Below are 12,635 nucleotides of genomic sequence, written 5' to 3'. Positions count from 1 at the left end.
GCGGGCCGGTAGTTACAGATAACCGAACGCGGTGGGCGGCGCTTCGGCCGTCTCGACCCACACGCTCTTGGTCTGCGTGTATTCGTAGAGCGCCTCGACCCCGCTCGAGCGGCCGTAGCCGCTCATGCCGTAGCCGCCGAACGGGGAGGCCACGTTGATGGTCTTGTAGCCGTTGACCCAGAAGGTGCCGGCATTCACCTGCGCGGCCACGCGATGCGCGCGCGCCACGTCGGTGGTCCAGGCCGCGCCGGCCAGGCCGAAGTCGGTGTCGTTGGCGATCGCGATCGCCTCGTCCTCGGTGTCGAACGGGATGGCGGCCACCACCGGCCCGAAGATCTCGGTGCGCGCCACCTCCATCGCGTTCGACACGCCGGCCAGCACGGTGGGCGCTACGAAGTAGCCGCCGCGACCCGCCTCGACGCGCTCGGCCGAGCCGCTGGCGAGCGTGGCGCCCGCCGCCACGCCGCGCGCGATCATCGACATCACATGGTCGTACTGCTTGCGATTGTTGATCGGGCCCACCTCGGTCGCGTCGTCGAGCGGCGCGCCGACACGGATCTTCTTCGCGCCGGCAGCCACCATCGCAACGAATTCGTCGTAGACGGCGCGCTGCACCAGCAGGCGCGAGCCGGCCACGCAACTCTGGCCCGCGCCGGCGAATATCGCCGCCTGCGCGGTCAGCGCGGCGCGCTTGAGGTCGGCATCGGCGAACACGATATTGGCCGACTTGCCGCCCAGCTCCAGCACGCAGGGCAGCACACGGCGCGCGGCGGCCTCGGCGATGCGCGCGCCGGTGGCCGGCGAGCCGACGAACACCACCTTGCTCACCACGCGATGCGCGATCGCGGCCTGCCCGACGGTGTGACCGAAACCGGCCAGCACGTTGACCAGACCGCGCGGCAGCCCGGCCCGCTCGCCGAGCCGGGCAACCGCCAGCGAGGTGAAGGGCGTCAGCTCCGACGGCTTGAGCAGCACGCCATTGCCCATCGCCACCGCGGGCGCCACCTGCCAGCCGCAGGTGAACACCGGCGCGTTCCAGGGCGTGATCTGCAGCACGACACCGGCCGGCTCGCGGCGCGTGTAGTTGAGGTGCGAGGTCGGCACCGGGATCACGCTGCCGTAGAACTTGTCGGTCCAGCCCGCGTAGTACTCGAACATCTCAGCGACCTTCGCCACCTCGCCGCGACAGTCGCGGATCGGCTTGCCCGAGCCCAGCGCCTCCAGCCGCGCGATCGCCTCGGCCTCGGCGCGGATCGCACGCGCCACCTCCTGCATCACGCGACCGCGCGCGGCATGCGTGAGCGCCCACCATTCGCGCTGCGCGCGGCGCGCGCTTTCGGCGGCATGGTCGATCACGGCCGCGCCGGCGTCGCGATAGGCGAGCGTGGCCTCGCCCGTCGCCGCATCGTAAAGCTGGATCGTGTCGCCCTGGCCGGCGACGAGTTCGCCGTCGATATACGAGCCGATCGTGGCGGCACCGGGGAAGAAATGCGCGAAGGCGGCGAGCAACTGGTCTGCGTGCTGGGTCATGTCAGGTTTCCGTATAGGGGTCGAGCGGGATCGCGGCACGGGCTGCCCGGCCTCAGGCAGGGTCGACGAAGTCGACGATGCGGTTGAAGTCCTCGCCGTCGGCGACGGCCGCCTCGCTGGCGGCCCACACACGCGCCGCCTCGCGCGCCACCGGCGCGACGCTGTCGAACTGGTCGAGCAGGCCCAGCGCGAGCCGCACGTCCTTGCGCATCAGCTTCATGGTGAAACCGGAATCGAACTTGCCGTTGAAGATCCAGGTCGGGTAGTTGGTCAGCGTCGCGCTGTTGCGGCCGGAGCCGCCGTTGAGCGCCTCGACCAGCTTTTCCGGATCGACGCCGGCCGCGCGCGCGGTGCGCACCGCCTCGCTGGCGGCCAGCAGGTGCACGCCGGTCAGCAGATTGTTGAGCAGCTTGGTGACGTGGCCGGCGCCCACCGGGCCCACATGCACGCGCTTCGCGCTGATCGCCGCGAGGATCGGCTCGATGGCCGCGATGTCGCTGTCCGAGCCGCCCAGCACCATGGTCATGGTGGCGGTGGCCGCGCCCTTCGGGCCGCCGCTCACCGGGCCGTCGACGAAGCCGATGCCGCGCTCGGCCAGGGCCGCCGCCACGCGCCGCGTGCTGTCCGGATCGGCCGTGGTGGTATCGATCACGATGCTGCCCGGCCTGGCGTTCTCGAGCACGCCGCCCGCGCCCAGCACCACCGCCTCGACCACCGCCGAGGTCGGCAGCGACAGCAGCAGCACGTCGGCATCGCGCGCGATCTCGGCCACCGAATCGCGCGCCGACAGCACCGCCTGCCCGGCCAGCGCGAGCGCCACGCCGGGCGCCGCGTCGTAGCCGAGCACCGTGTAGCCGCCGCGCCGCAGCGAACCCGCCATGCCGCGCCCCATGTTGCCCAGACCGATCACGCCTACCGTTTTCATCCGACGACTCCTGATAGCTGTTGGTTCGAGGCCGGCGCGCCAGCGTGCGCCCGCCTTGCATGGCCACGATGTTCGGTCCGGCGACCCGTATAATCAATCAACGCCAATATTGATATTGTTCTCTTTTTTAGAACACCTGGATCATGAGCGACACCCTTACCGACAGCCGGATCGTCTATTTCTACGAGGCCGTGCGCTGCGGCACGATCCGCGCCGCGGCCGACTGGCTCGACGTGGCGCCCTCGGCCGTGAGCCGCCAGATCGGGCTGCTGGAGAAGGAGCTCGACGCCACCCTGGTGGAGCGCCACGCGCGCGGCGTGACGCCCACCGAGGCGGGACGCTGCGTGATCGAGTATTTCCGCGAGCAGCTCGCGCACCGCGACGACCTGCTCTCGCGCCTGCAGGAACTGCGCGGCCTCAAGACCGGCGAGGTCAGCCTGGTGCTCGGCGAGGGCTTCGTCTCGGACCTGTTGGCCGGGCCGATGCAGCAGTTCTGCCGGCAGTTCCCCGGGATCCGCGTCAACCTCGACGTGGGCAGCACCAACGACGTGATCCGCAAGATCTCGAACGACGAGGGCGAGATCGGCCTGGTCTACAACCCGCCCGCCGAGCCCAAGCTGGTGTCGCGCGCCTCGAAGCGGCAGCCGATGATGGCGATCGTCGGCCCCGACTTTCCGCGCCGCACCCACAAGGTACTGACGGTGCAGCAGCTCGCCACCTACCCGCTGGCGGCCACGCACCCGTCCTACGGCACGCGGCAGATGATGGAGGCCGTGGAGTACGCCGAGCGCGTGCGGCTCGGACCGGTCGTCACCACCAATTCCTTCGCAATCCTCAAGGAGTTCGTGAAATCGGGACTCGGCATCTCGGTGATGCCCGCCTTCGCGGTGGCGGCCGAGCTGCAAGCCAAGGAGCTGTTCGCGATCGAGATCGCGCATCCGATCCTCGAGAACGCCGAGGCGCATATGGTCACGCGCGTGGGCCGCAAGCTCTCCGTGGCCGCCAACAAGATGCTGCAGATGATGATGGGGCAGATGCGGGCGTTCCGCTAGTTGTGCAGCGTCACGAGGTTGTTTCTCGACGCAGGAAGTCCGGCCATCGGCGCAACGCCGCCGCGGTTACAGGACATACGCGTCCCCGTCCGATTCGATCGGCAACCTGTCGCCCAGGCAGTTCGCCCGCGCGCACGATGCCAAGCAGCGGGTTTTTACCTCGGACTCCAGCGCCGGTTCGAACAAAAATAGGGGTACGCCATCCCGGCCTCAATCGGGCCGGGGCTGAAAGGCGGCGACCTTGTTCCGGCCGGTTGCCTTCGCGTAGTACAGCGCCTCGTCCGCTGCCTTGATCACGGCGCCAGCCTCCCCTTCCTGCTCCGGTGTCCAGCTTGCCAGGCCAATACTGGCCGTGACGCGCCCGTATTCGCTGCCAGCATGCTCGAGCGCCAATTCATCGATGGCCGCACGAATGCGCTCGGCGATCTGCGCGGCGCCCGTTGGCGGCGTATCGGGCAACAGCACGACGAATTCTTCCCCACCGTAGCGAGCCGCGGTATCTGCCGGGCGGCGGATGTTGTCGCCGATGCAGCGGGCAACAGCCGCCAGCGCGTCGTCGCCCGCCTGATGGCCGTACGTGTCGTTGTACGCCTTGAAGCGGTCGACGTCGACAAACAGCAGGGAAAAAACGGAATGAGCGCGGCGGGCGCGGCGCCATTCGCGGTCCAGCACTTCCCCGAAGCTGCGCCGATTGTTCAAGCCAGTGAGCCCGTCCGTGCGTGCCAGGAGCACCAGTTCGGACTCCGCCCGCATACGACGCCGCAGTTGTGCGCCGAGCATGATCGACACGACGATAAAAGCGACGCCGAACGTGGCCACCAGCGCGCCGATCGTTACCGCGCGGTGCCGCCAGCCTGCATAGATGTCCTGTTCCGCCTCCGCGACCATGATGATCAGCGGCAGCTTCGGCAGGTGCTTGAAATAATAGAGACGACGCACCCCGTCGATCGACGCCGTTTCGGAAAAAGAACCCTCCGGTGCCGTCTGGAAGCGCCGGAATGTCGCTGCCTTGCTGATGTCGCGGCCGATGAGGTGCACGTCGTACGGGTAACGCATCACCAATATGCCGTCTTTGCCGATCAGGGACATCGAGCCGTGCTGCCCGAGCGACAGCCCGGCAAACAGCTGCCGGAAGTACTCGAGGTTGATCGCAATCAGCGCGACGCCGCCAAACGAGCCGTCGGGGTTCGAGATTCGCCGCGACAGCACCATGCTGAGCAATCCGCCCCGCAACCGCGATGCGAATGGGTCACTGACGTAAAGCCCTGCATTGGGATTGTCGCGATGGACGGTGAAGTACTTGCGATCCGCAAAATTTCCCTGGCGCGGCACGTCGTTGGCGGAATCCAGGACGATGTTTCCGCCAGCGTCGAGCACCAGCATCGAGCCAAGAAATTGCGCAGTCATCGCATGATCGAACAGCACGGCGCGGCGCAGGCTCGCGGAAGAATTCATCACGTCCGTGCGCTGCAGACCGTGAAGCACCGCCTGCAGCGAAAGGTCGTAGAGTTCGACGTTGCGCTCGATGTCGCGTTCGGCCATCAGGCCCAGATTGCGGGAGGTTTCGCGGGCCCGGTCGAGTGCATCATTACGGCTCTGCAACAACTGCAGCACGCACAGGCCCATCAACGCGCAGGCGATCACGATACCAATAACGACGACAGTATAGGGAGCAGTCGACCTGGATTGCATTGAGGCCCTCGGAAGTGGTTGGGGCGCACGTGCGGGCGCGTTTCCCTCATAGTAAAAAACGGATGGGGGCACATCAAGCCCGCGATGACCCGGGTGGATCGCCTTTTTCGACGGGAGCGCGACGGACACTCGGCAGGCGCGCACCGCGGTGCACGCCCGCGGCGTTTACACTGTCCGACTTCCGATTCCACACGACGCAAGGAGACCGGCATGCTGACGGTATGGGGACGACGCAACGCGTTCAACGTCCAGAAGGTGATGTGGCTCGTCGACGAACTCGCGCTCGCGCATCGGCACGTGCCGGCCGGCGGCCGGTTCGGCGTGCTCGACACGCCCCAGTTTCTCGCGATGAATCCGCATGGACGCGTGCCGTTGATCGACGACGAAGGGTCCGTCGTATGGGAATCGCACAGCATCCTGCGCTACCTCGCCGCGCGTTACGGGCGCCCCGGCTTCTGGCACGACGACCCGGCCGAACAGTCGCGCGCCGACCGCTGGATGGACTGGGCGCAGACGACGCTGCAGCCCACGTTCCTCAACGGCGTGTTCCGCGGCTACTTCCGGACGCCGCCCGAGCAGCGCGACACCGCGCGCGTCGAGCAGAGCATCGCGCAATGCGCGCAGTATTTCCGGCTGCTCGACGCGGTGCTGGCCGGGCAGCCGTTTCTCGCCGGCGACACGATCACGCTCGCCGACATCGCGGCGGGCACGCATCTGTATCGCTACTTCGAACTCGACATCGCACGGCCGGACATCCCGCACGTGCAAGCGTGGTACGAACGCCTGAAGGCGCGGCCCGCGTATCGCACGCACGTGATGATTCCGTTCGACGACCTGCGCGGGAAACTCGACTGACCGGGTACCGCACCAGCGGTAAAACGGCTTGTTGGAAGGTTGTAAGCACAACGGCGTAGGGTACGGATCTGTACGCCCGCCGGATGCGCACGTGTCGTCGCGACAACGATCGTCGTCAGGCGGGTCATGACGGACCAACCACGCAGGCGAGGCGATGAGCGCTCACGACGTTCCGGTCAACCTGGCGTTTCAGCAAGACGGGGCAGTTGCCGTGCATCGAAATGCCGGCCTCGACGCACTGCGGGCCTGCCTGACGTTGCTGGTGGTCTTTCACCACTGCGCGATCACGTACGGCGCACTCGGCGGGTGGTACTACCACGAAGTGGCCGCCGGGCCGTCGGTCGAATCCGCGCTGTTGACGCTCTTCTGCGCGATCAACCAGGCATTTTTCATGGGCCTGTTCTTCTTCCTGGCGGGCTATTACACGCCGCCGTCGATCGCGCGCAAGGGCACCGTCCGTTTCCTGGCCGACCGGTTTCTCCGGCTCGGGCTGCCGTTGCTGATATACGGCGTCCTGATCGGCCCCGTAACGATCGCCCTCGCACAGTCTGGCGCGGGCCACCCGTTCGCGAAGACGCTGGAACATCTGTGGCGAACCGGCACGTTCGAGAACGGACCGATGTGGTTCGCCGAGGCGTTGCTGATTTTCAGCGTGGCGGCGGCCCTGCTGTACCCCCCCTTCCCGCGCGCTGTCGCACACGATATGAACCGCTCCGCCCGCGGCCCTTCCGACAGGACGCTGGCCATCGCAGCGTGGTTCACGGGTATCGCGGCACTGGCGCTGCGGTCCCGGTGGCCGATAGGTACCAACGTATGGGGACTGCAACTCGGCTACTTCGCGAGTTACGTCGTGTTGTACGCGGCCGGTTGCCGGGCAGCGCGCGTGCACTGGATCGCGCATCTGCCGGCACGGCAGGTCCGGCTGTGGTCGCGCATCGCGCTGCTGGCGCTGCCCGTGCTGCCGCTCGCCTACCTGCTCGCGAAGCACGTTCCCGCGTGGCGCGGCCGTCCTCAGGCGGTGATCTACGCGTTCTGGGAACCGCTGGTCGCATGGGGGGCGATCCTGTTTCTCGTCGACCGCTTTCAGCGGTGCTTCGACCGGCTGACGGGCGCATGGCGGCCACTGTCGCGACGCGCGTATGCCATCTACATCATCCATCCGCCCGTGCTGGTCGGTGTCGCCCTCGCGTGGCGGCACGTGCCCGCGAACCCGTTCCTGAAATTCACCGTGACCGGCAGCGTCGCCTGCGTCGCGTGCTACCTGGTTGCCGGTCTCCTGCTTCGCGTGCCCCGGTTCGCGTCGATCCTGTAAGCGCCCGGTCGTCTCGCGCGGAGCGGAATACCGCACCGCGCTCCCGGCTACTACACTGATTTCAGGGTCGTCCGCGTCGCTTCGTCGATCGATACCGGCTGTCCCGCACGGGAGCACGAACATGGCACATCTGCGGTGGTCGCAGCACAGGATGGCTACTGTCTGGGTACTGGCGTCGCTGATGCTTGCGACTCCGCACATGGCGCTGGCCAGTGACGAATCGGACGCCAGCGTCGGCAAGAGCGCGTCCGAACCGCAACCGAAGGTCACCTGGGCTGACCGCATTCGCGCAGCAGACGTGCACGAGCACGAACCGATCGTCCTGATCGTGCACGCGGCAAAGGATTGCGTTTATTGCCAGCGGTGGGCAGGTTCATTGGGCGGAAAAGGCGAATTCGAATCCTGGGCCAACGCGCACCCGGACGTGCATCTTTTCATCGTGGAACGCGATACCATTGCGTCCGCCGAAACGGTCGACGACTATCCGCCGATCGTCCGATGGTTGTTCGAGCGGCGACAGCGCCTCGAAAAATTGTCGCCACCGACGCCCACGTTCGAAATTTTCGTCAGACGGAAAATACTGTGGCAGTCGTACGGCCTTGGTTCATGGGACCGCAGCGTCTTTCCGGCACTGAAGGACCTGGACAGTCGCCGCACACCGTCCAGGGTCGAATAGGCATCGCGACACCGGTCAATCGCCGTCTAATGTCGTCGCATGCCGACCGATCCGCGAGTCGCGCCGACCGGAAACGAGCCATGGCGGAACCCCGCGCCCATCGGGGCGCCGAAGCGGCGATGCTCGATCGGATTGAAGTGATCGGCGTGATCGAAGCGGTGGAAACGCCGGAAACGATCGACGAAGATGAAGCTCACGCCCGCTCCGACGAACAGCGGCGGCCCCCAGTACCACGGATCGGCATAGGGGTAGGCCGCCGCCGGATACCACAGCACGCTGCCGTCGGGGCCTTGCACGATCTGCCACGTACCGTCGCCTTGCAGGCACGCGCGCCCCACGATCTGCTGCCGCGTGCCGTCGATGTCCGCCTGCGCGACGATCGCGCGGCAGTTCGCGCCGTTCTCCGCCGGATCGTCAGCCATTTGCGCGAAGACGGACGCGGCAAGGCCGAGACAGACGATGCCTGTCGCGGATCGAAACAGGTTGCACATGATCGGCTCCTGCGTTGCCCCCGACCATTTGATCCCGAGCGTCGCCAACGACGCCCGACACACCGTTTTGCTTGCGCACGATTCATCGCGCGGCGATCACCGCTCGCCGCTACTTCGCTTCGCACCGGGGTCTCCTGACGGCTAAACGACACGGCGCGCCAGGTTATTCCAGGGGTCGGGATACGGATGACGGGGGCAGGCACCCTCGGCAATCGATGCCGGGATCAGCGCCCCGTCTCGCGCCGGGCGACACAGTAGACTGCCGCAGCCGTTACCCCGAATACCAGATGAGCGATCAGCGTGATCGCGCCGCGAACCGGAATGAACCACGGGAAGATTGCCGTGAAGGCGTACAGGTTGACGCCGTACAGGACGAGGCCGAATGCGCCGCCGGCAAGCGGCGTGGCGCGAAGCGACAATCCGTGGGCCAGCCGTGCCAGCACGGCCGCATAGACCAGCGAAAGCGCCGCATGCACGAGCGTCGCCACGCCCATGACCAGCGGATCGAAGCCGCCGGACGAACCGAGCACGCTGCGCCCCATCACGATCGCGGCCGTGAGGCGTGCGTCGCGCAACAGATTCCGGACGGCATCGTCGCCGGCAATTGCCCACAGCAGCAACTCGATGACGGTCGATCCGACGGCCGCGCCGAAGGCTGCCCAGAGAATCGGGACCGGACTGATTTGCTTCAATGGTCGTCCACCATGGCAAGCGGCGGATGCGTCGCGCCGCCGTGCAACCTTACAGCGCGCGGTCGCAATCCGACCAGTATGCAAACGGGTCGCGATGTTTCGGATAGTGCTCGTCGAGCCACTTCAGCAACGTCGCGCGGGCGTTGTCCATGTCGGCCTTCAGCGACGACGTCGTCAGTTCGTGCACCTCGACGGACTTTTCGCGGTCGATCACGAAGCAGTTCCAGTCGGGACCGTCCAGATCCGGATCGTCGGACGCCTTCGACGACTTGCTCCAGCCGAAACGCTTGCGTGCATCGATGTAGTAGCGCGGGTGCACCTTCAGATACGACATCTCGCCGCCCTGCAGGCTGCTCTCGGCGCGCAGCACGTCATGTTCGTCGACGATCTGCGTGACTTCCGGAAGGCGGCGCGAGCGCCATCCGGCCGGCAGCGTCGCCACGGCCCGGATGCTGTCGTACGTCCCCCATTCCAGCCCCCACGCTTCGGCCATGCGCTTCATGAACGCGTCGGCGCTCGGATAGCCGCGCAGCTGGATTCGGGTCGACAGCGTGACTTCGACGCGGCCACGGCCGCCGGATGCACTGGACACCTCGTCGTCCGCCGCCTCGAACGGATTGCCGGGGCGCGGCGAAGTACGCGTCGCGTCCGCGGGCGCCATGCCCGAAAACAGCTGGTCCAGCGCCGCACGCGCTTTCGACGACTTGTCTGGTCTATTCATCGGTTCCCTTTTCAACAGATTTGAACCCGTACTGCAATGATTGAAGAGTGGCCCGCCACCGGCCAAAGGCACGATTCTGCCTCACCGTGGCGATCTCGCCGTATTCCGCGGCTGCATTGTAACGATCTGGCGACGACGGTCGAGCTGGCAGAAATGGCACCGCACGGTCGATCGCATCCACGGCAAGGCGCGTGCCTACCCCAACGCCTTCACCATCCGCTCCATCAACGCCAGCACCTCCGGCCGACTCTCGCCCTTCGCATGCACGAAGTGATACCTGAGCTGCGAATCGACTTCATGCCGGCTGACGCGAACAAGCGCGCTGCGCGTCAGGTACGTATCCGCGAGCGGGGTCCGCGCCAGCGCCACGCCGAGGCCCGCTTCGGCCGCCGCGAGGACGAGGTTGTAATCCTCGAACCGGCGATCCTGCACCCGCGGCTTGAACGGAATGCCCAGCCCGTCGAACCAGGTGCGCCAGCCCGTCACGTCGGAATCGTGCAGCAACGGCATGTCGAGCAGCGCGGCGTCCCCCGCCCGGCGGCGCGCCTTCGCCAGCTGCTCGGCAAGCCGCGGATGCGCCACCGGGTACAGCCGTTCCGGCATGAACGCACGGGTTTCGAGCTGACGCCAGTTGCCGCGCCCGTACCGGATCGACAGATCGGCTTCACCGCCGGCGATATCGACGTTGCGCAGTTCGATGCCGAGCTCGATACGCAGCGCGGGTGCTTCGCTTTCGAGCGCATGCTGCCGCTCGAACAGCCAGAGCTGCGCGAACGCGGGCACGACGCTCATCCGGACCAGCCGCGGCGTACGCGGCGAGCGCCATTGATCGGCCGCGGCGTCGATGATCGCGAACGCTTGCTCGATCCGGCCGACGAAGCGCTGCCCGTCCGGCGTCAGGCGCACGCCGCGCGCATGCCGCTCGAACAGCGCCATCCCGAGCCAGTTTTCGACGGCGGCCACCCGCCGGCTGATCGCACCGTGCGTGACGCCGGAAACATCGGCGGCCGCGAGAAACGAACCCTCGCGGGCCACCGTGCAGACGGTCTCCAGGCTCGCGAGCGGCGGCCGCGGGCCGGGCGCCGACGCGGCAACCGGCAGCACGTCCACGACCGGGCGCGCACGCGCCGGATCGTCAGCCCGACGCGAACCCGAGCTGTGAACCATATTCATATCCGCGTGTTGATCTGTGCGCTAGCTTAACATCTCGCGACGCCGCACCATGGCTGCATGAATACCCTTTCCTCATCGACGTCGCGCGGCGCGCGACAACCGCTCGTCGCGGCAGGCGCGGTCGCGTTCACGATCGTCTCGTGGGCATCCGCATTCCCGTTCATCCGGATCGGCCTGCACGGCCTCGCACCGCTGCAGCTCGCGTCGGCACGTTTCGCGACCGCGGCGCTGCTGGTGATCGCGTGGCTCGCGTGGCGGCGGCCGCCGCTGCCGGCGAAAGGCGACGCATTGCGCTTCGTCGCGTGCGGTTTTCTCGGCATCGCGCTGTACAACGCGCTGCTCAATACCGGCGAGCAGACCGTGTCGGCCGGCGCGGCAAGTTTCATCGTGAATACGCTGCCGATCTTCACCGCGCTGCTGGCCGCCGTGTTTCTGCGCGAGCGCTTCAACCGCTGGGGATGGCTCGGTTCGCTGGTCAGCCTCGCCGGCATCGCGGTGATCGCGCAAGGGCAGCCGGGCGGCCTCGTGCTCGGCTCGGGCAGCACGCTGATCCTCGGCGCGGCGCTGTGTTCCGCCAGCTATTTCGTGTTGCAGCGGCGGCTGATTCCCGTGTACGGCGCACTGGCCTGCACGGCATACACGCTGCTGGCCGGCGCGGTGCTGCTCACGCCCTGGCTGCCCGGCGCGCTCGGGTCGCTCGCCGGCGGGTCCCGCGACACGGCGTTGGCCGTCGTGGTGCTCGGTGTGTTCCCCGCCGCGCTGGGGTATGCGACCTGGACCTTCGCACTCGGCTACTTCGGCGCGGCCCGCGCGGCCAACTTCCTCTACCTGACGCCGGCGGTCGCGACGCTGCTGTCGATGGTACTGACGGGCGAGCGGCCCGGCATCGCGACGGCCTGCGGCGGCCTGCTGGCCATCGCAGGCGTGGTCTTCGTCGCACTGCGCGGGCGTTCGTAGATCGCCACCGCTTCGGTTGGCCGTGCCGGCCCATCGATCCGGCAGCAGGCGGACCGAAACGCACCCCAGCTTCTGCGAAGCGGAATGGATCGTCCCGGGCAGGCGGTCGACACCCATTCGCCGATGCAGGCAGGATTGACCGTTAGTTGCATTAAGACAAACACCACCGTTGAAGAAAGCCAGCCGACGAAACCGGATAGGCGATCGCAAGTGCCCAAACTGTGCAGACAAATCGACCGAACAGTTCCGGATTGACCGCGCGTCAGTGTCCATGGCTTCGCCCCGTCGCCCGGCCGAATAATGGATGCATCCGTAAGGACATCGACAGCGAACCGCAGCCGGTGGCCCGCCGCAGCGCACGATTTCCGGCATCCGGAGGCTTCGACATCCGGGCGTCCGCCCTTGCCGCGCGGGCCGCTACGCGATTCGCCGCGGCGCGCAAAATCGCCTTCGTATATATTCATACGAATTGCATGACGGCCGGCGACGATTCGCCCGCTCGTCCGGGCGAGCCCGTCACACCGCCGGACGCCATGCAAGTGACGCCCATGATGGGTAT

At 67.1% G+C, this 12,635-nt stretch carries 12 protein-coding genes; 5 read left to right on the top strand and 7 right to left on the bottom strand.

The features are described from left to right. Window positions 1-12: 12 nt before the first annotated feature. Window positions 13-1,530 carry an aldehyde dehydrogenase family protein gene (locus G3N62_RS00800; RefSeq protein WP_059562269.1) on the bottom strand — a complete coding sequence of 506 codons (1,518 nt, stop codon included), beginning with the start codon at window positions 1,528-1,530 and terminating at the stop codon, window positions 13-15. 52 nt (window positions 1,531-1,582) lie between these two features. Then, window positions 1,583-2,470 carry an NAD(P)-dependent oxidoreductase gene (locus G3N62_RS00795; RefSeq protein ID WP_226229347.1) on the bottom strand — a complete coding sequence of 296 codons (888 nt, stop codon included), beginning with the start codon at window positions 2,468-2,470 and terminating at the stop codon, window positions 1,583-1,585. A 128-nt stretch (window positions 2,471-2,598) separates the two neighbouring features. Between G3N62_RS00795 and G3N62_RS00790 the strand changes: the two genes are divergently transcribed. Further along, complete coding sequence (locus tag G3N62_RS00790) at window positions 2,599-3,507, top strand: LysR family transcriptional regulator (RefSeq protein ID WP_034191993.1); 909 nt, start codon at window positions 2,599-2,601, stop codon at window positions 3,505-3,507. Window positions 3,508-3,717: 210 nt separating this feature from the next. On the opposite strand, the gene G3N62_RS00785 is transcribed toward G3N62_RS00790, so the two are convergent. Beyond that, window positions 3,718-5,199 (bottom strand): sensor domain-containing diguanylate cyclase, encoded by a 1,482-nt coding sequence (locus G3N62_RS00785; protein WP_124671218.1) that lies wholly within the window; start codon window positions 5,197-5,199, stop codon window positions 3,718-3,720. Window positions 5,200-5,409: 210 nt separating this feature from the next. Here G3N62_RS00785 and G3N62_RS00780 point away from each other — a divergent pair, with 210 nt between their 5' ends. From G3N62_RS00780 to G3N62_RS00770, 3 genes are all read left to right on the top strand, one after another. Next, window positions 5,410-6,054: a glutathione S-transferase gene (locus G3N62_RS00780; protein WP_124610182.1), complete on the top strand. Its 645-nt coding sequence runs from the start codon at window positions 5,410-5,412 to the stop codon at window positions 6,052-6,054. A gap of 154 nt (window positions 6,055-6,208) precedes the next feature. Then, a complete protein-coding gene (locus tag G3N62_RS00775) occupies window positions 6,209-7,366 on the top strand; it encodes an acyltransferase (RefSeq protein ID WP_049035414.1) in 1,158 nt (385 codons plus the stop codon). A gap of 121 nt (window positions 7,367-7,487) precedes the next feature. Further along, complete coding sequence (locus G3N62_RS00770) at window positions 7,488-8,042, top strand: hypothetical protein (protein ID WP_206141126.1); 555 nt, start codon at window positions 7,488-7,490, stop codon at window positions 8,040-8,042. Between the two features lie 26 nt (window positions 8,043-8,068). Here G3N62_RS00770 and G3N62_RS00765 read toward each other — a convergent pair whose 3' ends face one another. The 4 genes from G3N62_RS00765 to G3N62_RS00750 all read right to left on the bottom strand — a co-directional run bounded on the left by G3N62_RS00765 (window position 8,069) and on the right by G3N62_RS00750 (window position 11,119). Further along, window positions 8,069-8,533 carry a hypothetical protein gene (locus G3N62_RS00765; RefSeq protein WP_124671216.1) on the bottom strand — a complete coding sequence of 155 codons (465 nt, stop codon included), beginning with the start codon at window positions 8,531-8,533 and terminating at the stop codon, window positions 8,069-8,071. 224 nt (window positions 8,534-8,757) lie between these two features. After that, the gene (locus G3N62_RS00760) at window positions 8,758-9,225 is read right to left on the bottom strand and encodes a hypothetical protein (RefSeq protein ID WP_034191999.1); all 468 of its coding nucleotides are present in this window, start codon (window positions 9,223-9,225) and stop codon (window positions 8,758-8,760) included. 49 nt (window positions 9,226-9,274) lie between these two features. Next, window positions 9,275-9,946: a hypothetical protein gene (locus G3N62_RS00755; RefSeq protein ID WP_034192000.1), complete on the bottom strand. Its 672-nt coding sequence runs from the start codon at window positions 9,944-9,946 to the stop codon at window positions 9,275-9,277. 195 nt (window positions 9,947-10,141) lie between these two features. Next, on the bottom strand, window positions 10,142-11,119 hold the full coding sequence (locus tag G3N62_RS00750) for a LysR substrate-binding domain-containing protein (protein WP_034192001.1): 978 nt from the start codon (window positions 11,117-11,119) through the stop codon (window positions 10,142-10,144). Between the two features lie 57 nt (window positions 11,120-11,176). Between G3N62_RS00750 and G3N62_RS00745 the strand changes: the two genes are divergently transcribed. Next, complete coding sequence (locus G3N62_RS00745; protein ID WP_034192002.1) at window positions 11,177-12,076, top strand: EamA family transporter; 900 nt, start codon at window positions 11,177-11,179, stop codon at window positions 12,074-12,076. Window positions 12,077-12,635: the final 559 nt, after the last annotated feature.

Source organism: Burkholderia sp. Tr-20355, assembly GCF_017104685.1.
GTDB classification, from domain to species: domain Bacteria; phylum Pseudomonadota; class Gammaproteobacteria; order Burkholderiales; family Burkholderiaceae; genus Burkholderia; species Burkholderia seminalis.
The sequence above is the reverse complement of the archived record's forward strand: the minus strand, read 5'-3'. Positions and strand labels throughout refer to the sequence as shown.